The sequence below is a fragment of the Rhizobium sp. SJZ105 genome, assembly GCF_007828365.1.
GTDB classification, from domain to species: Bacteria; Pseudomonadota; Alphaproteobacteria; order Rhizobiales; family Rhizobiaceae; genus Agrobacterium; species Agrobacterium tumefaciens.
The window spans coordinates 472300-495595 of sequence record NZ_VIUP01000002.1 but is presented as its reverse complement, the minus strand read 5'-3'; the positions used below and the strand labels follow the sequence as shown (position 1 = coordinate 495595).

25 protein-coding genes are annotated in these 23296 nt (G+C 59.6%); 13 read left to right on the top strand and 12 right to left on the bottom strand.

Translation table 11 applies throughout. The features are described 5' to 3' along the window. The first annotated feature begins 102 nt into the window (after positions 1-102). From FB593_RS11455 to FB593_RS11440, 4 genes are all read left to right on the top strand, one after another. Positions 103-741: a J domain-containing protein gene (locus FB593_RS11455; protein ID WP_013761799.1), complete on the top strand. Its 639-nt coding sequence runs from the start codon at positions 103-105 to the stop codon at positions 739-741. A gap of 68 nt (positions 742-809) precedes the next feature. Then, the gene (cobS, locus tag FB593_RS11450; protein WP_003511352.1) at positions 810-1799 is read left to right on the top strand and encodes a cobaltochelatase subunit CobS; all 990 of its coding nucleotides are present in this window, start codon (positions 810-812) and stop codon (positions 1797-1799) included. 107 nt (positions 1800-1906) lie between these two features. After that, positions 1907-3808, top strand: a complete 1902-nt coding sequence (gene cobT, locus FB593_RS11445) for a cobaltochelatase subunit CobT (protein ID WP_038494204.1) — start codon at positions 1907-1909, stop codon at positions 3806-3808. A 37-nt stretch (positions 3809-3845) separates the two neighbouring features. Beyond that, entirely contained in the window at positions 3846-4823 is a 978-nt protein-coding gene (locus tag FB593_RS11440; protein WP_065688021.1) for an esterase-like activity of phytase family protein, read from the top strand. 4 nt (positions 4824-4827) lie between these two features. On the opposite strand, the gene FB593_RS11435 is transcribed toward FB593_RS11440, so the two are convergent. From FB593_RS11435 to rpmB, 3 genes are all read right to left on the bottom strand, one after another. Next, positions 4828-5160, bottom strand: coding sequence for a pentapeptide repeat-containing protein (locus tag FB593_RS11435; protein ID WP_013761796.1), 333 nt, complete (start codon positions 5158-5160; stop codon positions 4828-4830). 115 nt (positions 5161-5275) lie between these two features. Then, positions 5276-5914, bottom strand: a complete 639-nt coding sequence (locus FB593_RS11430; protein ID WP_065687915.1) for a queuosine precursor transporter — start codon at positions 5912-5914, stop codon at positions 5276-5278. Between the two features lie 111 nt (positions 5915-6025). Next, a complete protein-coding gene (rpmB, locus tag FB593_RS11425) occupies positions 6026-6316 on the bottom strand; it encodes a 50S ribosomal protein L28 (protein ID WP_003509888.1) in 291 nt (96 codons plus the stop codon). 251 nt (positions 6317-6567) lie between these two features. Here rpmB and FB593_RS11420 point away from each other — a divergent pair, with 251 nt between their 5' ends. Next, entirely contained in the window at positions 6568-7341 is a 774-nt protein-coding gene (locus FB593_RS11420) for a DUF3108 domain-containing protein (protein ID WP_013761795.1), read from the top strand. A 5-nt stretch (positions 7342-7346) separates the two neighbouring features. Here the strand turns inward: FB593_RS11420 and FB593_RS11415 are convergent, their stop codons facing one another. Both FB593_RS11415 and gloB read right to left on the bottom strand, forming a co-directional pair. Then, positions 7347-7787, bottom strand: coding sequence for a cupin domain-containing protein (locus tag FB593_RS11415; protein WP_013761794.1), 441 nt, complete (start codon positions 7785-7787; stop codon positions 7347-7349). Beyond that, a complete protein-coding gene (gene gloB, locus FB593_RS11410; protein WP_003511345.1) occupies positions 7787-8557 on the bottom strand; it encodes a hydroxyacylglutathione hydrolase in 771 nt (256 codons plus the stop codon). Before gloB ends, FB593_RS11415 begins: the two co-directional genes overlap by 1 nt. A gap of 107 nt (positions 8558-8664) precedes the next feature. Here gloB and FB593_RS11405 point away from each other — a divergent pair, with 107 nt between their 5' ends. From FB593_RS11405 to FB593_RS11390, 4 genes are all read left to right on the top strand, one after another. Continuing rightward, positions 8665-9426: a class I SAM-dependent methyltransferase gene (locus FB593_RS11405; protein WP_003511344.1), complete on the top strand. Its 762-nt coding sequence runs from the start codon at positions 8665-8667 to the stop codon at positions 9424-9426. A gap of 84 nt (positions 9427-9510) precedes the next feature. Continuing rightward, positions 9511-10617 (top strand): histidinol-phosphate transaminase, encoded by a 1107-nt coding sequence (gene hisC / locus FB593_RS11400; RefSeq protein ID WP_065687914.1) that lies wholly within the window; start codon positions 9511-9513, stop codon positions 10615-10617. Continuing rightward, on the top strand, positions 10617-11546 hold the full coding sequence (locus FB593_RS11395; protein WP_019564873.1) for a prephenate/arogenate dehydrogenase family protein: 930 nt from the start codon (positions 10617-10619) through the stop codon (positions 11544-11546). Before hisC ends, FB593_RS11395 begins: the two co-directional genes overlap by 1 nt. A gap of 9 nt (positions 11547-11555) precedes the next feature. Continuing rightward, on the top strand, positions 11556-11975 hold the full coding sequence (locus tag FB593_RS11390; RefSeq protein WP_035199629.1) for a GNAT family N-acetyltransferase: 420 nt from the start codon (positions 11556-11558) through the stop codon (positions 11973-11975). On the opposite strand, the gene FB593_RS11385 is transcribed toward FB593_RS11390, so the two are convergent. After that, entirely contained in the window at positions 11972-12973 is a 1002-nt protein-coding gene (locus FB593_RS11385) for a DUF2125 domain-containing protein (protein ID WP_035199628.1), read from the bottom strand. The genes FB593_RS11390 and FB593_RS11385 overlap by 4 nt on opposite strands. A 49-nt stretch (positions 12974-13022) precedes the next feature. Between FB593_RS11385 and FB593_RS11380 the strand changes: the two genes are divergently transcribed. Then, the gene (locus FB593_RS11380; RefSeq protein ID WP_013761788.1) at positions 13023-13550 is read left to right on the top strand and encodes a gamma-glutamylcyclotransferase; all 528 of its coding nucleotides are present in this window, start codon (positions 13023-13025) and stop codon (positions 13548-13550) included. Here FB593_RS11380 and FB593_RS11375 read toward each other — a convergent pair. The 4 genes from FB593_RS11375 to ftsE form a co-directional block, all read right to left on the bottom strand. Beyond that, entirely contained in the window at positions 13547-14344 is a 798-nt protein-coding gene (locus tag FB593_RS11375; RefSeq protein ID WP_145166574.1) for a lysophospholipid acyltransferase family protein, read from the bottom strand. The genes FB593_RS11380 and FB593_RS11375 overlap by 4 nt on opposite strands. A 123-nt stretch (positions 14345-14467) precedes the next feature. Continuing rightward, entirely contained in the window at positions 14468-15205 is a 738-nt protein-coding gene (locus tag FB593_RS11370) for a YdcF family protein (RefSeq protein WP_003511336.1), read from the bottom strand. Between the two features lie 113 nt (positions 15206-15318). Further along, entirely contained in the window at positions 15319-16326 is a 1008-nt protein-coding gene (locus FB593_RS11365) for a cell division protein FtsX (protein WP_065687913.1), read from the bottom strand. Beyond that, positions 16319-16978: a cell division ATP-binding protein FtsE gene (gene ftsE, locus FB593_RS11360; RefSeq protein ID WP_003511334.1), complete on the bottom strand. Its 660-nt coding sequence runs from the start codon at positions 16976-16978 to the stop codon at positions 16319-16321. The genes FB593_RS11365 and ftsE overlap by 8 nt, the downstream gene beginning before the upstream one ends. A gap of 200 nt (positions 16979-17178) precedes the next feature. Between ftsE and FB593_RS11355 the strand changes: the two genes are divergently transcribed. The 3 genes from FB593_RS11355 to FB593_RS11345 all read left to right on the top strand — a co-directional run bounded on the left by FB593_RS11355 (position 17179) and on the right by FB593_RS11345 (position 18962). Further along, the gene (locus tag FB593_RS11355; protein ID WP_035199624.1) at positions 17179-17847 is read left to right on the top strand and encodes a hypothetical protein; all 669 of its coding nucleotides are present in this window, start codon (positions 17179-17181) and stop codon (positions 17845-17847) included. A gap of 70 nt (positions 17848-17917) precedes the next feature. Continuing rightward, the gene (gene hpt / locus FB593_RS11350; protein WP_145166573.1) at positions 17918-18460 is read left to right on the top strand and encodes a hypoxanthine phosphoribosyltransferase; all 543 of its coding nucleotides are present in this window, start codon (positions 17918-17920) and stop codon (positions 18458-18460) included. A 142-nt stretch (positions 18461-18602) separates the two neighbouring features. After that, the gene (locus FB593_RS11345; protein ID WP_003511329.1) at positions 18603-18962 is read left to right on the top strand and encodes a response regulator; all 360 of its coding nucleotides are present in this window, start codon (positions 18603-18605) and stop codon (positions 18960-18962) included. Positions 18963-19154: 192 nt separating this feature from the next. Here FB593_RS11345 and FB593_RS11340 read toward each other — a convergent pair whose 3' ends face one another. Both FB593_RS11340 and lysA read right to left on the bottom strand, forming a co-directional pair. Beyond that, on the bottom strand, positions 19155-21848 hold the full coding sequence (locus FB593_RS11340; protein WP_019564866.1) for a TIGR02302 family protein: 2694 nt from the start codon (positions 21846-21848) through the stop codon (positions 19155-19157). A 178-nt stretch (positions 21849-22026) separates the two neighbouring features. Further along, positions 22027-23295 (bottom strand): diaminopimelate decarboxylase, encoded by a 1269-nt coding sequence (lysA, locus tag FB593_RS11335; protein ID WP_145166572.1) that lies wholly within the window; start codon positions 23293-23295, stop codon positions 22027-22029. Position 23296 lies beyond the last annotated feature (1 nt).

Sequence of the window (23296 nt, the reverse complement as noted above, 5' to 3'; positions counted from 1 at the left end):
ATCCTGTTGGCTGGTCTTTAAAAGGGGCTACCTAAAAGCCTGCAACATTCCGCTTTGTCAATTCTTGTTGTGCGCCTTTTCGCACCCCATAATCAGGGCATCATGAAACTGGATTCGAAATATTTCGACCGCATCCGTACACGCAGAAAAAGGGACAGGGAACCTGAGGTTCAGGCCCCGACCTGCCAGTGGGACGGATGCGACAAGCCGGGCGCTCACCGTGCACCTGTCGGCCGCAATGCCGAGGGGCAATTCTTCCTGTTCTGTTTCGAGCATGTGAAGGAATACAATAAGGGCTATAATTATTTCTCCGGCCTGTCTGACACCGAGATCGCCCGTTACCAGAAGGAAGCGATCACCGGCCATCGTCCCACCTGGACGGTTGGCGTGAACAAGACTGCGCGCGACAGCCCGCTGCACTCCACGCTGCGTTCCGGCGCGGCGGGCGCGGCCAATGCCCGCATCCGCGATCCTTTTGGCTTCACGAATGGTTTTGCAAACGGGGCAAAGGCCGGCGGCCAGCGCCTGCAGCAGGACCGCAAGTTGAAGACGCTGGAGGCGAAAGCCTTCGATACGCTCGGCCTTTCTGCGGGTGCAAAGCAGGAAGAGATAAAAAGGCGCTATAAGGAGCTTGTCAAAAAGCACCATCCTGATGCTAATGGTGGCGATCGCGGCTCGGAAGAACGTTTTCGGGCTGTTGTTCAAGCATATCAATTGTTAAAGCAGTCAGGTTTCTGCTAAGCCAACGTTCGTGTTTACCGCCTGATTGATGATGTGGCCGGGTGGCCGCCGCCCGCCTTGGAGACGTGATGAGCAAAATCGACCTTGATATTTCCAACCTGCCCGACACGACGGTGTCCGTGCGGGAGGTTTTCGGCATTGATACGGATCTGCGGGTTCCCGCCTATTCGCAGGGCGACGCCTATGTGCCCGACCTTGATCCCGACTATCTTTTCGACCGCGATACGACGCTCGCTATTCTTGCCGGTTTTGCTCACAACCGACGCGTCATGGTTTCCGGCTTTCACGGCACGGGCAAGTCCACCCACATTGAGCAGGTAGCTGCCCGCCTGAACTGGCCCTGCGTGCGCGTCAATCTTGACAGCCACGTCAGCCGTATCGACCTCGTCGGCAAGGACGCCATCGTTCTTAAAGACGGCAAGCAGGTCACCGAATTCAAGGACGGCATTTTGCCCTGGGCCTACCAGCACAATGTCGCGCTGGTCTTCGACGAATACGATGCCGGTCGCCCGGACGTGATGTTCGTCATCCAGCGCGTGCTGGAATCCTCGGGCCGCCTGACGCTGCTCGACCAGAGCCGCGTTATCCGTCCTCACCCCGCCTTCCGCATTTTTGCGACCGCCAACACGGTCGGCCTCGGCGACACGACGGGCCTTTACCACGGCACGCAGCAGATCAACCAGGCGCAGATGGACCGCTGGTCCATCGTCACCACGCTGAACTACCTGCCGCATGAGCAGGAAGTGAACATCATTGCCGCCAAGGTAAAGAGCCTCAACAACCCGAAGGGTCGCGAAACCGTCTCCAAGATGGTGCGTGTGGCCGATCTTACCCGTTCGGCCTTCGTCAACGGCGACCTTTCCACGGTCATGAGCCCGCGTACCGTCATTACCTGGGCGGAAAATGCGGAAATCTTTGGCGATCTCGCCTTTGCGTTCCGCGTGACCTTCCTCAACAAGTGCGACGAACTGGAGCGCACGCTGGTTGCCGAACAATATCAGCGGGCTTTCGGCGTCGAGCTGAAGGAAAGTGCTGCGAACATCGTTCTCAGCGCCTGATCTTCCCCGGCTTGTCCGGAGAACATCACCGATGACTTGAAGACGCCGGCGGGCCGCGCATCCTTGGATGGGCGGCTCCGAAGCGTCGACAACTGACAGGAAAGACAATGGCAGCGCGCGGCGACAATTCCAGAGCAAAACCGGGTACGGCGGTCGATACCGAACCGTTGCGTCAGGCGATTGCCGGATGTGTGCGATCGGTTGCCGGCGATGCAGAGGTTGAGGTCGTTTTCGCCAATGAGCGGCCTGGCCTTGCCGGAGAGCGCATGCGCCTGCCGGAAATTTCCAAGAAACCCACCGCGCAGGAAATTGCCGTCACCCGTGGCCTTGGCGATTCCATGGCGCTTCGCCTTGCCTGCCATGACGCTGACACCCATGCGGTGATGTCGCCGCAGGGTGCCGAGGCGCGGTTGATCTTTGACGCTGTTGAGCAGGCGCGGGTGGAATCCATCGGTGCACTGCGCATGCCGGGCATGGCCTCCAACATTCAGGCGATGAACACGGAAAAATATGCCAAGGCGAATTTTTCGGGCATCAACACGAAGGACGATGCACCGCTTGCCGAAGCCGTCGCCCTTTTGGTGCGCGAGAAGCTGACCGGCGAAAAGCCACCGGCCAGTGCCGGCAAGGTTCTCGACCTGTGGCGCGACTTCATCGAGGACAAGGCCGCCGGCGACTTGAGCGACCTCTCCAAGGTGATTGGCGACCAGAAGGCTTTTTCGCGGCTGGTGCGCAAGATGCTGACCTCCATGCAGATGGCGGAGGAATTCGGCGACGACGATAACGAGCCGGAAAGCCAGGAGGCAGAATCCGACGAAGAGCAGCCGCGCACCAACGAGACCGAAGAAGAACAGGTCGAGGAAGAAGCCGGTTCCGATGCGACGCCCGCTGATGAAAGCGAGGCCTCGCAGGAGGAGATGGAAGAAGGCGAGATGGACGGCGCCGAGATGTCGGACGAGGAAATGTCCGACGATCTCGATGAGGATTCCGAGACGCCCGGCGAGACCCGCCGCCCCAACAGCCCCTTCGACGATTTCAACGAGAAGGTCGACTACCGCATCTTCACCCAGGAATTCGACGAGGAAATCCACGCCGAGGAACTGTGCGACGAGGCGGAGCTTGACCGCCTGCGCGCGTTTCTCGACAAACAGCTCGCCCATCTTCAGGGCGCCGTCGGACGTCTGGCGAACCGGCTGCAGCGCCGCCTGATGGCGCAGCAGAACCGTTCGTGGGATTTCGATCTGGAAGAGGGTTATCTCGATCCGGCTCGCCTCGTGCGGCTTATCATCGATCCCATGCAGCCGCTCTCCTTCAAGAAGGAGCGCGACACCAAGTTCCGCGACACGGTGGTTTCGCTCGTCATCGACAATTCGGGTTCGATGCGTGGCCGCCCGATCACGGTTGCGGCCACCTGCGCCGATATTCTTGCGCGTACGCTGGAACGGTCGGGTGTGAAGGTGGAGATTCTCGGCTTCACCACCAAGGCGTGGAAGGGCGGTCAGTCGCGCGAGCAATGGCTGGCCAGCGGCAAACCCGGCTCGCCGGGTCGGCTCAATGATTTGCGCCATATCATCTACAAGTCGGCGGATGCACCCTGGCGGCGTGCACGGCGCAATCTTGGCCTGATGATGCGTGAAGGCCTGCTGAAGGAAAACATTGACGGCGAAGCGCTGATGTGGGCGCATAACCGCCTGATCGGCCGCCCCGAGCAGCGCAAGATCATGATGATGATTTCGGACGGTGCGCCGGTGGACGATTCGACGCTGTCGGTCAATGCGGGCAATTATCTGGAGCGGCACCTGCGCGCCGTTATCGAACAGATCGAGACACGTTCGCCGGTGGAGCTTCTGGCGATCGGTATCGGCCATGATGTGACGCGTTATTACCGTCGTGCCGTGACGATCGTGGATGCGGACGAACTGGCTGGCGCGATGACCGAACAGCTTGCTGCTCTCTTCGAGGATACCAATACCGTCAGCTCGTCCCGCAAGGTTCGCCGTGCGGGATAAGCGGGGCCGGGCTTTTCTTTCCTGTAAATCGCTGGCGATGGCTGCAGTTCTTGCGGTCGCAGCGCTTGTTCCGGTTCCCATCGGCGCGTCGACCATCGATGTTCCGGTCAGCGTTCGTCTGTTGTCAGGCTTCGAGGTTGGCACCAGCGCCAAGCGTTTCGGCAAGCTGGAATTTATCGGCGGCATGGTGATGAGCACGCCGGAAAAACTATTCGGTGCCATATCCTCCATCCGCTTTCGCCCAAACGGGCAGGAATTCGTTGCTGTGCTGGATACCGGCCACTGGCTCACGGGCAAGATCGCACGCGGCCCGTCGGGCGCGCTGTCCGGGTTGGCTGACGTGCGTATCACTGCCATGCTGGATGCCAGCGGCCGTGAACCTTCCCGCAAGATGGAAATGGATGCGGAAGGTCTGGCGCTGCGGGATGGCAAGGTATTCGTCAGCTACGAGCAGCGGCACAGGATCGATGCCTATCCCGATCCGGGGTTCGAGACCTCAAAGCCGCTCAGCCGCCTGCCTCATCTCATTCCCAACAGCGAACTACGCCACAATGGCGGCATGGAGGCCCTTGCGGTCTCGCCGGCCGATTCGCCGCTTGGCGGTGCCCTTGTCGTGGTGGCTGAGAAAAGCATCGATGCCGACGGCAATCTTCTTGCCGCCATACTGGAAGGCCCGTTGAAGGGCACATTCGCGGTCACCCATCACCCCTCATTCGACGTGACGGACGGCGCTTTCCTGCCCGATGGCGACCTGCTGCTTCTAGAGCGCCGCTTCAATTTCGCTGAAGGGGTGGGGATGCGCATCCGCCGCATCAAGGCTGCCAATATCAGGCCGGGCGCGGTGGTGGATGGCGAAATCCTGCTGGAAGCAGGCATGGTCTACCAGATCGATAATATGGAAGGCATGGATGTGGTGAAGGGGCCTGATGGTTCCACGCGCCTCATCATCGTTTCCGATGACAATCACTCATTTCTCCAGCGCAATCTGATGTTGGAATTCAAGCTGGTGGAGTGAAGGTTCACACCTGCTGCGCCGCCTTGTAGGCAGCCATCAGATCCTCGACGGGAATGCCGTCGATCTTCATCCCTGTCATTCGGCATCCTGTTATCTGCGCGCCGGACAGGTTGGCGTTGCTCAGTTTCAGACCGGAAAGATTAACGTCGTCGATCGACCAGCCGGACATGTTGCTGTCGGTAAATGACGCGCCGGAAAAGTTGATCTGGTTGAAGCTGGTTCCGGCGAGGTTGACGTCGTTGAACACCGTACCCGACAGATTGACGTCGTTGAAGCTGGAGCCTGAAAGCGTGGCGCTGGCGGCCTCCACAATATCGATAACGTCATTGATCTGCATATCTGCCTGCCTCTGAGCTGTGCCACGGACCGCAGACTGCAACGCAGTAGGCTGGTTTGCAAGCGCGATTCGATCCACGCTCCCACCCCAGCCTTAAACCTGGATGACAATGGTGTCAGCCCGATTTGGCGACCTTTGGCATCGGCTTCAGCGTGTTCATCAGTGCGCCGTAGGGCAGGAGCATCACGAGGCCAACGAGGATCTTCACTGACAGGTCGCCGAGCGCCCAGGAAATCCAGCGCGGTGCCTCCAGAGCGAAGATGCCGAGCACGGGGGCATTTTCAATGGCGAAGGCATCGTTGGGACCGACGAAGGAGAAACTCGCAGCAAAGGCGATGGAGAAGAACAGCGCGGTATCCAGCACCGAACCCAGCATGGAGCCGGCAAGCGGTGCGTGCCACCAGCGCTGGCGGCGCAGGCGGTTGAATACGGAAATATCGAGCAGCTGGCCAATCAGATAGGCGGTGCCGGAGGCAACGGCGATACGCGGGATCGAGGTCCAGAAGGACAGTGTGACACCAACAATAAAACCGGCAAGTACGACGCGGCGCGCGACTGACGGGCCGAACTGGCGGTTTGTAAGGTCTGTGACGAGGAAGGCGACCGGATAGGTAAAGGCACCCCAGGTCAAAAGATCGCCGAGATTGACGCCGAACAGCGATCCGGAAAGCGGGTATTGCACCAGAATATTGGACGCGACGACCACCAGTGTCATCAGCACAACGTAAATGAGCGTGTAGCGCAGGTAGGGCATTTTTTTATCCTGGGTGATGCCACCAGTTGGAGCCGAATTAGAACAAGCAAAAGGCTTGAGCGGCAAAAGCCATTCAAGCCTTCTGAATATCAGTGATGTCGAAACCGCTAATTAAGCAGCTTCGGCCGTCTTCTTGGCGATCTGGCGGCGCAGGAGACGAGCGCGCATGCTCAGTTCGTTTTCGCCGGACTTCAGAAGGAAGGCATCGAGGCCGCCACGATGTTCAACGGAGCGCAGAGCTGCTGCGGAAACACGCAGGCGGAAACGCTGGCCGAGAGCATCGGAGATCAACGTAACCTGGCAGAGGTTCGGAAGGAACCGGCGCTTGGTCTTGTTGTTGGCGTGGCTGACGTTGTTGCCCGTCTGGACGCCCTTGCCGGTCAATTCGCATACACGGGACATGGGTACACCTATTTCGTTTGTCTGTTTCACCACTGGCTCGCCACCGGCAAAACCGTGGTGGCAATCCAACTGGCCATGATTGGAAAGTTGCGGTTCTATAGTCAGACGGGACTTAACAGTCAAGCCGCTCGCGAGCAAATGAAAGGAAATTCCGGCGTTTTCAACCGGCATCCGCTTTTTTATTGCCACAAGTCGGCGTATATGATCGCCCCATAAGGCCGCTTCCGCGCCTCTTTTAAGGTGATATCCAAATGATTGCCAGAGGAAAAAGCATTTTCATGGCTGTGACAATGGCGTTTGCAGGCGTATCTCCCTCGCTCGCCGCCGAAGCCCGCCATACAAGCGAATACAGCATCAATCTCGGTATTCTACCAATTGCCAAGGCGAGTTTTTCGACTCGCATGAACGGCCCGAACTATTCGATTTCCGGTTCCTTCAGCTCAGCAGGGCTTGCAAGCGTTCTGGCGGATATTTCCGGCAAGACGACGATTTCGGGTGCCAAACGCGGCCATCGGCTGCAGGCGAATACATATTCGCTTGTTTACAAGGATGGCAAGCGGGTGCGGACCTATGATGTGGTCTATCGTAACGGCAACGTCACATCGACGACGGTGAAACCGGAGCCGAAGGCGCGGCCGGACAATTGGGTGAATGTGAAGGACGGCGACCTGCGCTCCGTCCTCGATCCAATCTCTGGCCTCATCATTCCCGCCGGCGGCCGCATCTGCCCGTCGCGCCTGCCGATCTATGACGGCGAATCGCGGCTGGATCTGGTGTTGAGCCCCAGCGGCACCAAGCCCTTCAAGACGAATGGCTTCAGCGGCGATGCCGTGGTCTGCAAGGCGCGTTACGTGCCAAAGTCGGGTTATCGCCAGGGCCGCAAGGATATCGAATACCTGAAATCCATTTCCATGGAGATATGGTTCGCCAAATCCGACAATATGGATGTCTATGCCCCGGTCTACGCCGTCATTCCGACGCGGGTAGGCCAAGTCTACATCACCGCCACCAAATATGGCGGTTGATGTAGTTATGGGGTATCGCCCGGCGACCATCCGGGTTCGGCCATCACGAAGCTTGAAAAGGCGAAACCCGGCGAGACGGTGCAGCCGACGAGGGTGAAGTCGCCGAGGCTTTCGGCCGATTGCCAGCAATTGGCAGGCACGATCACCTGCGGGCGCTCGCCTTCCAGAATGTCGGGGCCGAGGGTAAAGGTCTGTACCTCCCTGCCATCTTCGGAAAGATGCAGGGTGATCGGAGCGCCGGCATAATAGTGCCAGACCTCCACCGCATCGGTGACGCGATGCCAGTGCGAGCGCGTCCCCTTTTCCAGAAGATAATAGATCGCCGTCGAATGGCCGCGCTCACCACCTGCCTTGTCGCGAAATGTCTGGTGGTAAAAGCCGCCCTCGGGGTGCGGCTCCAGTTCCAGTTCGCGAATGATCGCTGCCGAAGACAGATCGGCGCCCATCAGAAATTGTCCTTGCGTGTGCGGATTTCGGCAAAGACTTCGGCATCGGTTGCGCCTTCAAGGCCAAGATGACTGCGGATGCCGGCATCGGCCACCCGCATATAAGGGTTGGTCTGTTTTTCCAGCCCGATGGTGGTGGGAATGGTGAATTCATTCGCCTGCCGCGCCTTTTCGACGCTTTCGGCGCGCTCGATTAGAGCCGCGTTATCAGGATCGACGGTGAGCGCGAAACGGGCATTCGAAAGTGTATATTCGTGGCCGAAATAGACTTTCGTGTCATCCGGCAGCGCCATTAACTTCTGGAAAGAGTGCCACATATCTGTTGCCGTACGTTCGAACAGGCGACCGCAACCCATGGCGAACAGCGTATCGGCTGCAAACAGCAGGCCGTCATCGGGAAGGTAGTAGCAGATATGCCCCGCCGTATGACCGGGTGTGGCAATGACCTGAACGCGCCGTCCTGCAAATTCGAACTCGTCGCCATCGGCCTGGGAACGGTCGAGACCGGGGATCGCAATCGCCTCATCATGTGGGCCATGTATTTCGCACTGGAATTTGTCCTTCAGCGCCAGATTGGCTTCCACATGGTCCTGATGGTGATGGGTGGTGAAGATATGTGTGAGCTTCCAGCCATGCCCATGAAGAGCCTGCAGGATGGGGCCTTCCTCCGGCGCATCGATCGCGGCGGTCGCCCCGCTTTCTGGATCGTGCAGCAGAACGCCAAAATTATCACTGCGGCAAAGAAAGACGTCTATTTCCAAAGGTTTCATCGTGGTCCTCTCCATTTGCCGGCCTTAGCCGGCGCATTTGTCCGCCTGAATTTCAATGTAGGCGCAGACGCCTTGAAGTCCAACCGCCTGATGCTACATTCTCGTCCATGAACACCGATATCGTCGATCTGCGCGAATTCTATCATTCCCCGCTTGGCCGCTCGGCCGAGCAGGCGATCACCATGGCGCTTTCATCGCTCTGGCCGCCTTTGCCGGAGGAAAGGCTGGTCGGCCTCGGTTACGCCGTGCCGTTTCTGGAGCGGTTCCGTCATGACACGGAGCGCACCTTTGCCTTCATGCCGGCGGGGCAGGGAGCGGTGAACTGGCCGGCAGGCGAGCTTTCCTCCACGGCGCTGGTGTTTGACGAGGAGCTGCCGCTACCCGATTCGTCGATAGACCGGGTGTTGATGGTGCATGCTCTGGAATTTGCCGAAAATCCGCGCGAAACCCTGAAAGAACTCTGGCGGGTGCTGGCGCCCGGCGGGCGTCTGGTGATCGTGGTGCCGAACAGGCGTGGGGTCTGGGCACGCATGGAACACACACCTTTCGGCTCGGGCCGGCCCTATTCGCGCGGGCAGTTGACGGCGCTTCTGCGCGAGACCAATTTTACGCCGGGGGCAAGCGCCGAAGCGCTGTTCTTTCCGCCCACCACCAGCCGCCCGGTACTGAAATTCCGCCGATACCTTGAGCTTACCGGCCGCAGGCTCTGGCCGCTGTTTTCCGGCGTTATCGTGGTTGAGGCACAGAAACGTCTCTATCAGGGATTGCCCGTTACCCAGCGCGCCTCACGCCGGGTTTTCGTGCCGGTCCTGGCGCCTCAGGGTGTGCCCACCACCCGCACCGCCGCAAAGCACGGAAAGCCGCGCTGACCCTCGACAAAGGGGCCATTCCGGTCTAATGCCTCCGGCATTGCTTTTGCCGGGGTCCCCGGCGCATTTCCGAAGGTCGATCAAATGAGTGCAGAGCTTAGCCAACCTCGTCCGCGTCCCGGTATTCTGGACATCGCCGCTTATGTTCCCGGCAAGGAACATGTGGATGGCGTCGCGAAGGTTTATAAGCTCTCCTCCAACGAAACGCCGCTCGGGCCAAGCCCGAAGGCGATCGAGGCATTCGCCGCCACCGCCAGCCATCTGGAAATCTATCCCGACGGACAGGCGATTGCGCTGCGTCAGGCGATTGCAGACGTGCATGGCCTCAACATAGCGAATATCATGTGCGGTAACGGCTCGGATGAGCTTCTTGGGCTGCTCTGCCACGTCTATCTGGGTACGGGCGATGAGGCGATCATCACCGAACACGGTTTCCTCGTCTACAAGATCCAGATCATGGGTGCGGGCGCAACGCCGGTGACGGTGAAGGAAAAGGATTGCGCCGTCGATGTGGACGCCATTCTCGCCGCCGTCACGCCAAGGACGAAGATGGTTTTCATCGCCAATCCCGGCAATCCCACCGGCACCTATGTTCCGGTCGCGGAAATCCGCCGCCTTCAGGCTGGTCTGCCGAAACATGTCGTGCTCGTGCTTGATGCGGCTTATGCCGAATATGTACGCAAGAACGACTACGAGGCCGGTCTCGAGCTGGTGTCTGGCAACCGCAACGTGGTGATGACGCGCACCTTCTCCAAGGTTTACGGTCTGGCCGCACTGCGCGTCGGCTGGATGTATGGTCCGGCCGCCATCATCGATGCGCTGAACCGGGTGCGTGGTCCGTTCAACATGAGCGCGCCGGCGATCGCAGCGGGTGCCGCGGCCATCCGCGATCAGGCATTCCTGGAAAAGGCGATCTCTCACAACACGCTCTGGCTGGAAAAACTCACGACGGTCTTCACTAGTCTCGGCCTCACGGTCACGCCATCAGTCACCAACTTTGTCCTCATCCATTTCCCGGACCAGGATGGCAAGCGTGCACCAGATGCGGACGACTTCCTGAGCCGCCGCGGTTATATCCTGCGTGCCGTGCGCGGTTACGGTTTCCCCAATGCCTTGCGTATGACGGTTGGTTCGGAAGAAGCCAATCTTGGCGTCATCGCCGCGCTCACCGAGTTCATGGGGCAGGCGTAATGGGCGAGATCATGTTTGAGCGCATCGCGCTTGTTGGCATCGGCCTGATCGGCTCGTCTATTGCGCGCGACATCAAGGAACTGGGTCTTGCCCGGCATGTCACGATTTCCACCCGCAGCGCGGAAACGCTGAAGCGGGCAGAGGAACTGGCGCTTGGAAGCGAGTATACGACATCCGCCGCGCAGGCCGTCAGGGATGCTGATCTTGTCATCGTTTCAGTGCCGGTCGGTTCATCCGGGGCGGTTGCCGAGCAGATGGCGCCGCATCTGAAGCCCGGCGCCATCGTCACCGATGTCGGCTCTACCAAGGCCTCTGTCATCGCGCAGATGGCGCCGCATATGCCTGACAATGTGCATTTCATTCCCGGCCATCCGCTGGCGGGTACGGAAAAATCCGGCCCGGATGCCGGTTTTTCCGGTCTTTTCCGCGAGCGCTGGTGCATCTTCACGCCGCTGCCGGGCACGGATGCGGAGGCGCTGGAAAGGCTCAAGGATTTCTGGCGGGCGCTCGGTTCGCGCGTCGATGAAATGGATGCCGAACACCACGACAAGGTTCTGGCGATCGTCTCGCATCTGCCGCACATCATCGCCTACAACATCGTCGGCACGGCGGATGATCTGGAGACGGTAACCGAGTCGGAAGTCATCAAATATTCCGCTTCCGGCTTCCGAGATTTCACGCGTCTCGCCGCCTCGGACCCCACCATGTGGCGCGATGTCTGCCTGCACAACAAGGATGCCATCCTCGAAATGCTGGCACGGTTCTCGGAAGACCTTGCTTCGCTGCAAAGGGCGATCCGCTGGGGGGAGGGCGACAAGCTGTTCGAACTGTTTTCCCGCACACGCTCCATCCGCCGCTCCATCATCGAGGCCGGTCAGGACGTCGATACGCCTGACTTTGGGCGTCACGCGCTGGATCAGAAGAAGTAGGGCGCTGAAGTGGTATTGATATCGGCGGCGACGGATGACGATATCGAATGGCTGCTGCGGGAAGACAAATGGATCGATGAGGATTGGTTGCGGCGTTGCGTCGGACGCCGCGAATGTCTCGTCGCGAAAGAAGATACGATTCTAGTCGGTTTTCTGCGGTTCTCGATGTTCTGGGGCAAGATTCCCTACATGGACATGATCCGCGTCGTTCCCGAGTTTCGGGGACATGGCGTCGGCGCAACGCTTACAGTTTTTTGGGAAACTCTGATGCGTGAGCAGGGTGCCTCACTGGTGATGACGTCCAGCCAGCAGGACGAGCGGGAACCGCAGATGTGGCATCGTCGCAATGGATACAAAGAAGCCGGCATCCTGCATCTTTCAAAAATTCAGGATGCCGCTGAGGTGTTTTTTACAAAAGCTCTCTGTTAAATCGGCGGGATCTTCCCCAACGGAATGAAACCGCTGACGGTGGCGCGGCCGCGATCCACCACGAGGTCGACGGACGCCCTGTCGCCGCCGCCGGCGAGTGCGCGGAGCATTTTGCGGGCGGTATCGATGGTGGATTGCAGCTGCGGAAACGCCTGCTTGGCATTGTCCGACCAGGCGTCAAGCTTTTCGATCTCCAGCTTGAACTGGCCGGAGAGATAGCCCTCATTATCGAAGGAGAAAGGGCCGCTGATACGCATGGTGCGGCCTTCGCCGATATCAGCGACCAGCCGGCGAAGCTCGCCGCTCGCACCGTAAAGCCCGGCCGTATCGCTGCCGTCTACCATACCCGCCTTGCCGGCAAGGGTGACATCGGCGATGGCGTTGAGGCGCGGCAGAAGTTGCGGCCAATCCTTGATGACGGTTGACGAGTCGGTCAACGTTATCGCGCCGTCTAGATCGGCGCCGTTCTGGCGCAGATGCATTTCCGTCTTGGCGGCATCGAAATCGATCGTCTGGCCGGTAACGGTGGAAACCGCCTGAGCCTTCAGGCCGTCAATGACAAGCGAGGTACGGTCGATACCCCTAAGCTTGGTGACGATGCTCGACTGCATGTTCTGCCAGACGGCAGAAACCGTCAGACCATGCGCGGTGCGGATTTCAGCCGGTGCATCCAGTTCCCAGACAATGTGGCCGGGATTGTAGACCTGCGCTGCGGAACGCAATTCTCCGAACGAGGCTGAAACGCCATTCTGCTTGTCGTCCACCGTTACCTTGGAGCAGAAAAGGCCGATGCGGAACGGATAACCCTTGAAGGCAATGTCGCCGCATTCGCCGCTGACGTTTCTGGCCTGCGAAGGCGAGATGACGTTCAGAACCGTCTGCTTCAGCTTGTCGGCGGCATAAAACCACCCGGCCGTGTAAAGTCCGATAACCAGCACGACGGCGATACCAAGCCAGAGGAATTTTTTGACCGTGCCGGATTGGCTTGACGATGCCATATTGATCTCCGATGAACAGACTTCAGATAAATTCGATTTGGCTTGGGATATGGACGATTTTTGGGTCTTTGGCTACGGTTCGTTGATGTGGAACCCGGGCTTTGCCTTTGAGGAAAGGCAGCAGGCGCGGCTGCACGGTTATCGACGCTCCCTCTGCATCAGTTCAAATGTGTACCGCGGCACTGAGGAAAAGCCCGGCCTTGTTCTCGGTCTGGAGCGCGGCGGCTCCTGCCTCGGCGTTGCCTTTCGCGTGCGCGGAGCGGACCATGGTCCGGTCATGGCCTATCTGCGCGAGCGCGAGCTGGTAACGAATGTCTACAAGGAACGCGTCGTTGCCATTGCGCTCGCCGATGGCACGCGCGGCAGTGCCGTGACCTATGTGGCCGATCCCGCCCACGAGCAGTATATTGGTGGTCTGGGTGTCGCGGAAGCGGCCACGATCGTGGCTGCCGCATCGGGCCGGTCCGGCCCGAATACCGATTACGTCTTCAATACCGTGCAGCATCTGCAGGATATGGGTATTCGCGACACGCTGCTGGAAAGCATTGCCGCCAGTGTCGGCACGATCGCGGTTTAGCCGGCGGGAGTGTCTTGCCCCTGAAGTTCTGCGATACGCTTCACGGCGGTCGGTGGCAGCGGCAGGTGCGGATTGTTGCGCGCGGTCTCCAACAGCAACTCGTCGCTCGCCTTTTCCGTCACCTCGATCAATGTCTTGAAAAACACGTCCGGGTCCAGTCCCGGCTCGATGGCCGGCAAGATCCGCACCTTGAAATGGCCGGGATAACGCATTGTCGAGCGGCGTGGCCAGAAGAGGCCGGGATGCATGGCGACCGGAATGACGGGGACTTTGAGCTCGCGGTAAAGACGTGCGATGCCATAACGATATTCGGGCTCAGCGCCCGGTGGCCGGCGCGTGCCTTCGGGATAGATTATGAGTTCGCGGCCAGCCGCCATCTCCTCTCTCGCCCGCTCCATGACCTTCAGCATCACCTTGCCGCGCGCGGCGCGGTTGACCGGGATCATGCGCTGCTTCATCGCATACCAGCCGAACAGCGGGATCCACAAAAGCTCGCGCTTCAGAATATAGACCGGATCGGGAAGGTTGGGCAGCAGCGCATAGGTGTCCCAGAAGGACTGGTGTTTGGGGGCGAAGATACAGCCGGTTTCGGGAATGTTTTCCAGCCCCTCGATCTCGAAGGTGGTGCCGACAATGGTCTTCATCAGCCAATGGTTGGATCGCGCCCAGTTCTTGGGGATTTCATAGGCTATTCTGCGCGGCAGGATGAAATAGATCGGCGTGAGCACGATCATGCGGACAATCAGATTGAGATAAAACAGCGTATTGAAAAGAAAAGAGCGCAGCTTGAGCATCGACAGACTTCCCGGGTTGCAGCCGTTCCGAAGCTCAGGCGCGCCTCGATGCCGGATGCCGATGCCAGACGCCTACACGAAAACAAGGCTCCGCAGCAAGCGTGTTCTCTCCGTTCTTTCCATTCACGGGGAGGAGGTTGCCGCCTTGATCGTGGGGTGATCGGCGCCCGCCTTGCGCAACCCGTCGCCCTTGCCGAGCCCGGTCAGGTCGCGTCCTGCTGCAATCACGAATTTCATGTATTCGTAGAGCATGGTCCGGACCACATCTGGCTCCGCGAACCAGTTGGTGCGGGCAAGGTCGGCGCTGATAACGGGATAGGCGATGAATTGGGTCTGCGGGCTGGCATTGTGCAGTTCATGCAGGCTGCGATGCATATGGTAATTGTTCGTAACGACGACGATGGAGGAATAACCGTGGTCGCGTATCCAGCTCGCCGCCTCGTTGGCATTGCCGATGGTGTCTATGGCCTTGTAGCCCATGTCCACGCAGCAGGAAAACATGTCCGAAGAGCCTTGCGTCATCTTGCGGATTTGCGTGCGGGTGGTGGCCGGATTGACGCCGGAAATCAGAAGGCGCTTGCCAACGCCGTCCCGCAGCAGGCCGACCGCCTGTTCGATGCGCTGATAACCACCGGTCAGAACGATGATCGCGTCGCCCTTGGCGCCTTCGGGCGGGCGCATGGAGGCGACCGAATCTGCGAACCACAAAAAACCGCCGGAAAAAGCCCCGAGAGTAATGACGCAAAGAAGGATGAGACCGCGAATAAAACGGCGCAGGCGACTTCGCCGCGACAACAGGCCCTTTTTTGCCTGTCGCGTGGTCGTCTGCTCCTGATCATGGTCCGTCCGACTCACAAACATTCCTCCTGAATACTCGCCGATTAAGGCAAGGAACAGGCATTTTTGTCCACCGTCCGCAAGTTACATCCGGCGTGTGAAGGGTGCAGTTTCCTCGCGAGATCCGGGAGACGTCGTCACGATGCGACACCGTCGCTTTTAGACGGATCGGAACGGACGCGGTCGATATCGTCGATCGTGCGGATGACGGTCACACGCGCGGTGATCGTGGTGAGCAGCGCGATGATGATCATCGTCGTGGCGATGCCGATATAACCACTGAGGCCAACGGAAAAGGAGCCGAAAAGCGCACTTGCCTGATCGCTTTGCGGCGTTGCAACCGTGCTCGATTGCCAGAAACCGGCGGCAAGGAAAACTGCCGCGGCGAGGGCGCTGCCCGCTGCCGCACCTTTCAGGCTGATCTTCAGGAAGTGCTTCTGGAATTCCCGCGCGACGAAGCTGCTTTCGGCGCCGACGAAATGCAGCACCTCGACGATGTGCCGGTTGCCGGAAAGCGCGCCGCGCGTTGCAAACACCACCGTCAGCACCATGGCGGTGAAGACGAGGATCAGGACCCCGACGCCGATCATGACAGTGGTCCTGGCCATGGAGACGAGCCTGTCGACCCATGTACGGTGGTCATCCAGAAACGCCTGTGGAATTTCAGCTTTCAGCATATCGCGCATGGCCTGAAAATCGGGCGGGTGGTTTTCATCGATGGTAATCACGACGAGGCGCGGCACCGGCAGTTCGGAAAGATCGAGGCCACTGCCGAGCCACGGCTCCAGAAGACGCGCGGTGGCGGCATCATCGAGGATCGTGCCATCCCGCGTGCCGACGAAGGTGAGCGCCAGAGAACGTGCCTTGGTGAGCGCTGCATTCATGTCCAGCCCGTCCTCGGGTTTGATCTGAATGGTGATTTCGCGGGAAATCTGGCTCTGCCAGGTGGCGGCGGTGGCACGCACCATGGAAACGGCACCAAGCGTCAGGCAGGCGAGAAAGGCCATGATGGCGATCACCACCATCAGCGCATTGCCCTGAATGTTAGAGGGCGGCAGAATGGGTGCCATCGGGCGGATACGCATCGGCGGCCGCTTCGGTGCGGTCGCCTCTGGTCTTAACTGTTTGCGGTTGATCTCATTCATAGATGTCGAGCCGCCCTTCGGTGAGGATCATCCGGCGTGCGTCGATCTGGTCCATCAGGCCGAAATCATGGGTGGCGATGACCACAGCGGTACCCAGCCGGTTGAGCTCCAGAAAGAGGTTGAGAAGGCGCTTGGCCATCGGCGGGTCGACGTTGCCGGTCGGCTCGTCGGCCAGCAAGATTTCCGGCTGGTCCATCAATGCACGGGCAATGGCGGCGCGTTGCTTTTCTCCACCGGAGAGGATGGCCGGAAGCACATTGATGCGCTCGCCAAGCCCGACCCATTTCAGAAGCTCGATGACGTCGTTGCGGTAGGCGCTTTCTTCCTTGCCGCGCACACGCAGCGGCAGGGCGACATTCTCATAGGTCGTCAGATGATCGAGCAGCCGGAAATCCTGAAAGACGATCCCGACGCGGCGGCGCAGCATGGGTAACTCGCTGCGCGGAATGCGCGACACATCGCGGTTGAACATGCGGATATTGCCGCGTGTGGGCTGCAGCGACATCAGCAGCAGGCGCAGGAACGTGGTTTTGCCGGCACCGGAAGGGCCGGTCAGAAACTGGAACGAACCCTTGGGAATGTCGAAGGTCATGTCCCTCAGGATTTCGGGGCCCATGCCGTAACGCAACCCGACATTTTCGAAATGGATCAACGGACTTCCAGTCTCTTCGTTTCGTGGTGGTTCGCAAACCGCTGGCGCGTGAGGCCCGGATGCGCCGTTTAACCCGGTTCCGATGGCCTATGCGAGCCGTTTTTGCGAAGCATTAACCAATTAAATTTAAAACTTGGCAGGATTCGTTGCAATGCCCAGTTTTGCGGGCCGGAAAACCTCACCCAAGGAATTCTATGGCTATGTTCCGTTCATCTCGCCGGCAAGCGGCATTCGATTTCGACCTCCTGATGCCGGAAGCGCCAGTGCGCCGGACGGCGCGGGCAACCCACACCGGCCCCGATGTGGTAGACGCGGAATTTGTCACCATCAAGGAAAACCGTGTCCGTCAGCCCGGAAACGATAATCGCGGCGCGATGCGCCGGCAGATGGAAAAACCGCCCGTCACCGCCAGTGCTCTTGGTTACGCGTTCATCGGCTGGGTGGACCGCAAATTGTCGCGCCTGTCTGTGGATGCCTATTCGGCGCTGGTTGCGGCGCTCGTCATTTTTGTTTTCATCTGCTCAGGCGGCCTGTCGGTGGTCGTGCCGGAAAAGCCGGTCGTTGCGGCCGCAAACCCGCTTGCCATTTCCCATGTCACCATCACGCCGCAGGAGGCTGGCGGCATGGATGTCCTGCTCATCAACGGTATTGTGGAGAACAACGGTACCGCTCTGGAAGAGGTGCCGGCACTTCGCGCCGACCTCTTTGTTGCCAAGGGGCAACTGGTCGCCAGCATGGTCATCGAACCGCCGGTCAGGCAGATGCAGCCCGGTTTCAGCCACGGATTTTCGGCAAAGTTGCGCCATCCCGGTGGAAAAACGCCTGAGATCAAGCTTTCCTTCGTCGAAGCGGGTGCTTCCGAACGTTGACTGTGCTAACGCGTGGTCTTCGTATTTTTACTGAAAGGTAAAATCGGCAAGGCGCAGCACAGGAGAAAGAATGCCCGTTGTCCGTGGAAAAAACATTGAGCCGCTTTACATCGCCGAGCAGATTGCCGAGCGCAATCGCGACATGGCCAAGCATATAGCGAGCGGCCCGACCAAGGATTTGCTGGTCATCGCCGTGCTCAAGGGATCGTTCATTTTCGCGGCCGATCTCATCCGCGCGCTGCATGACAGCGGCCTTGCCCCCGAAGTCGAATTCATCACGCTTTCGAGCTACGGTGCCGGCACCGTTTCGCAAGGGGTGAAGATCGTCAAGGATATCGACAGCGACGTGAAGGACCGCGATGTTCTTCTGATCGACGATATTCTCGAATCCGGCCGCACGCTGCGTTTCGCCAAGGAACTGCTTTACGAACGCGGCGCCCGTCACGTCACCATCGCCGTGCTGCTCGACAAGAAGGTCAAGCGCAAGGAAGATCTGGAGGCCGACTATGTCGGTTTCGAATGTCCCGATTATTTCGTTGTCGGTTACGGCATGGATGTGGCTTACGCCTTCCGCGAACTACCCTTCGTAGGCGTCGTCACGGGCGACGCCTGACGATTTCTGCCGTGCCGGGATGGGACATGCCGGAGACGCCTCATTAACCATTCACCCAGCGAAACCCTGGGTGTTTACCTCTTGAAAAGAGGAGCCTGCGATGTTGCTCACGGCTGGAAATGATGCCCAGGAGCAATGATTAATGGCGAAGATTCTGATTACCGAAGATGAGGATGCATTGCGGGCTTTCGTTGCCCGTGCGCTGCGTCTCGACGGTCACGAGACCCACGAGGCGGCAGACGGCGAGCAGGGGCTGGAGAAGCTTCAGGAAACCAATTTCGATCTCCTTCTTTCGGATATCCGCATGCCGGTCATGGATGGCATCGAGCTGGCGCACCGCGCCGCCGAACGCTTCCCGGCCATGCGCATCCTGTTGATGACGGGTTATGCCGAACAGCGCGAACGTGCTGATGATCTGGCAGAAAAGATCGTGGACGTGGTTTCAAAACCTTTTGCGCTTCCGGATATCCGCAAGGCCGTTGCGCGGGCGCTTGCGGCCTGAGCGATAAGGCTACAGAGATTTGAGAAAGGGCGGCCCTTTGGGCCGCCTTTTTTGTTGCGGAGTTGTCAACTCTCTCCGCCGTCATGCTCGGGACAAGGCCGAGGATGACGTTGAGTGTTTGATAAGCTGGCCTTTCCTCAAAAATGCGCGAGGTTAAACAGGCCCGATCGCTAGGAATGGCGGCCTCCATCCTCACCGTATATCCAGCAACCGCTCCAGATAACGCCGCTCGATTTCACCCGGCGGGTTGTTGCCTAGCTTTTCGCGGATAGCCTCGAGAATTTCGCGGGCGCGCTGCACGTCGATCTCATCAGGCACCTTCACCTGGTCGCCGAAATCGGGGCCGGTTGTGCTGCGCGGACGGCCGAGTGGATCGCGGCCGTTCTGTCCGCCTTGGCCCGCCATGCCTTCCTGCCCTTGTCCGGGCTGCTGTCCCTGCTGGCGCATGGCCTGCATGATCTGGCCCATCATATCCTGCGCGCCCTGTCGCAGCGCGTTCAGCGCATTGCCCTGACCCTCGACCGCCTGTTCGCCCTGGCTTTTGCCGAGTGCTTCGCCGGCGCCTTCCATTTCCTGCTGCGCCTTGCCGAAGTTTTCGCCCGGCTCCATGCCGAGATCACGAAGGCCCTGCTGCAATTCGCCCAGCTGCTTGCCGAGCGCGTCCTGCTGCGCCCTCAGATTTTTCAGCGCCTCGCGCAATTGTTCGGCCGTCATCTGCTCGCTCGGCTGTCCGCCTTGCTGGCCGTTCTCGCCCTGCTGGCCCTGCTGGCCCTGTTGCGGTGATTCACCGTTTTCACCCGTCTGCGGGTCCTGACCTTCGCCGCCATCCTGCGGGTCGCCGCGCTGCATGCGGTCACGCAGCGCCTGATCGAGCTTGAAGGTCTCGTCCATCAGCTTCTGCTGCTGTTGCAGAATTTCACCCAGCTTGTCGATCTGCTGGCGCATCTTGCTGCTTTGCTGCTGCCCCTGCTGGCCCTGACGTTGCGGCCGTCCCGCCTGCAGGTTGTTCATCATGCGTTGCAGCTGCGAGAGCATTTCCTGTGCTGCGTCACGGTTGCCGGAGCGCGCGAGGTTTTCGATCTGGTTCATCATGTTTTCCAGATCGCGCTGCCGCAACACGTTTTGTGCCTGCTGGTTCATGTTGGCTTGCGGCGCATTCTGCATGCGCTGTGCAAGCTCGCTCATGAACTGCTGCATCGCCTCACGCAGTTCCTGCATCAGCTTGGCGATTTCCTCATCGGAGGCATTGCGCTGAAGCGCCTCGGAAAGCGCTGTCTGCGCATCACGCAGGCGTTTTTCCGCCTGCGAAAGATCACCATCCTCGATGCCGAGCGCGATCTCCCAGAGATAATCGGCGGTGTTCTTCAGCATCTCCTCATTATAGGCGAGCCGCATCCGGGTCTGCGCCGATTGCAGCAGGAGATAGTGCGTGGTGTTGGGAATGGTTTCTTCCGGACGCAGACCAACCGCCTCGTTATAGGCGATCGCCTTTGGCATCTGGCGCGTGTCGAGCGAGAATATCTGCCGCTGTTCCGCAACCGAAGCCGCCAGCGGTTCAGAGAAATTGCGGCCCGGCAGCACCATTTCATGCGCGGGGCTGCGGCCGGTCTGGCCGGCACCGTCTGTTGCCACCAGCGTGATGCGCACGCGCTTACCTGCCATGGGATGTTCGGTCAGGTTGCGGCTGGTCAGCCCCTTGATCTCGCGGTTGTTCTGCCGCGGCAGGTCGAGCTTGAATTCCGGCGGCGGGTAAAGTGCTGTTGCACCCTCCGCAACGCCAAGCGGCTCGATGATGGCGTGGGCTTCCTTGATGCCATAGTCGTCCTTGGCGGTGAAACCCACCTCCAGCGCACCATTGACGGCGCGGCGCGGCATGTTGTCGAAGCCGATGGTCGGTGGCTGGTCAGGAATGACGTTGAACACCCATTGTTCGCCATTGGCGGTGATCATGCCGCTTTCGGTCACATCCATCGCAAAGGTGCGCGGCGTAACAGGTTGATCCGGCGCGCGTTTTTCTGTCTGTGCCGCCACATCGCCACTTGCGCTGTCGGCGCGTGCCGCTTCGGGGGCAAGCTTCTGCAGGGCGCCGGCGGTCTCAGGCTCGAAGGTCACTTCCTCGCCGCCATCGCCACCGGTCATACGGATCGTCAGTTTGGAGGATTGTGGCACGGACACCGCGTCGTGGCCTGTCGCATCGCGCCCTGTCAGAAAAATCGGGGCGCGGCCGGTATAGGCGGGCGGCGTGACCCAGGCGTCGAGACGGATATCGGGATTGAGCGGACCGGCTGCCGGTCGGCTACGGAAGGCATCTGCAATCGTGCCTGCACCATTGGAATAGGAAAAACCGAAGGCGACAACCAGAAAAAGGGCGGGAATGGCGCGTAGTGCCGAGCGGTCGTAACGGGCGATATCGGGTTTCGGCAGGCCGGCATTCAGCGCGGCGATGCGTTCCGCCATACGGATCTGGTGTTCTTTCCACAAGGCGCGGGAAATGGGGGTGTCCAACGCCGGTTCGTCTTCCTGCACGCCGACTGGCTGGTGAGCGAGACCATTGCGTTCTTCCAGAAGGCGGGACGCGTCGTTGTCTGTCGGCCATTTCAGCCGGACGATTGGCAGGATGGTGCTGATGAAACCGAAAACCAGCAGGAAAACGATGCCCAGCCGCACGAAATCAGGCATCTGACGGTAAAGTCCGAACCATGCGAGCGCCAGAAACGCGGCGGCGATGGAAAGCGGCCACAGCGTCTTCGGTGCTACTCTTTCCGAAAACAACACGATTTTTGCGAAGAAGCGTTTAGCCGCAACCCGGCGGGCAAGATCCGGCCGCTGCGCGAATGCGCCGGTTGGGCGCTTCCTGCCTGTCCTGTCCTCTCCGGCTGTGGTCATCAATCCGTCCTCCCGGTTCTGGCCACGTCAAACGCCATTCCCGGAACGGCGAGCTGCTTGTATTATGAGAAGCAAGGATAACATTCTTTGTGGCGAAGACGAGGGCAAGCGGATGCTCACCCCCATTTTTTAGGCAGCTTCGCTCAATTGTGATCGACCAAGCCGGATATATGGCGGATCAATCGAGCCAGGCGGGTACTGAATCGAGAGCGATCAGCTCCTCATAGGTTCCGCGCGGGCGGATGACGTGGAACTTGTCACCCTTTACCAGCACTTCCGGCACCAGCAGGCGCGAATTATAGGTGCCTGCCTGCACGGCGCCGTAAGCACCGGCGGAGCTGACGGCAATCAGATCACCCGGCTGCGGTGCGGCCATCTCGCGGTCCAGCGCCAGATAGTCACCCGTTTCGCAGACGGGGCCAACGATATCGGCCTTGATGCGAGGGGCGTCTACCGCGGGCTGCACGACCGGGCGGATGCCGTGATAGGCCTCGTAAAGCGTCGGGCGGATGAGGTCGTTCATCGCGCCATCGACAATCACGAAGTTCTTTTCGCCGCCATCCTTTACATAGATCACTTCCGTCACCAGAATGCCGGCATTGCCGACGATCAGGCGTCCCGGTTCGGTGATGATCTTGCAGTTGAGGCTCTTCAGCTCGTTCTTGACGATATGCGCATAGGCATCCGGCAGCGGCGGCGGATTATTGTCCTCGCGGTAGGGAATGCCGAGACCGCCGCCGATATCGACGTGGCTGATCGTGTGCCCGTCCGTGCGCAGGGATTCCACCAGTTCGCGCAGCAAACGGAACGCATCCTCGAAGGGCTGCAATTCTGTGATCTGGCTGCCGATATGCATGTCGATGCCGGTGACTTCGATGCCGGGCAGCGTGGCGGCATGGGCATAGACCGCACGCGCCCGCTCATAGGAAATGCCGAACTTGTTCTCTTTTTTGCCGGTGGAAATCTTGGCATGAGTGCGCGCATCCACATCCGGATTGATGCGGAAGGACACATGCGCCCTTTTTCCGGCTTTGACGGCGCGCAGGTTGAGGACCTCAAGCTCCGGCTCGGATTCGATGTTGAAGCAGTAGATGCCGGCTTCCAGCGCGTAATCCATTTCCGCCACCGTCTTGCCGACGCCGGAGAACATGATGCGGTTTGCCGGTACACCGGCGCCAAGCGCGCGGCGCAATTCGCCGCCGGATACCACGTCGATACCCGCGCCAAGCTTTGCCAGCGTCTTCAGAACGGCCTGGTTGGAATTGGCCTTCATGGCGTAACAGACCATGGCGTCCACATCGGCGAAAGCGCCTGAGAACACCTTGTAGTGGCGCTCCAGCGTCGCGGTCGAATAGACATAGAACGGCGTGCCGACCGCCTTGGCGATCTGAGGCACGGGCACGTTTTCGGCGTGAAGCACGCCGTCGATATAGCCAAAATGGTTCACA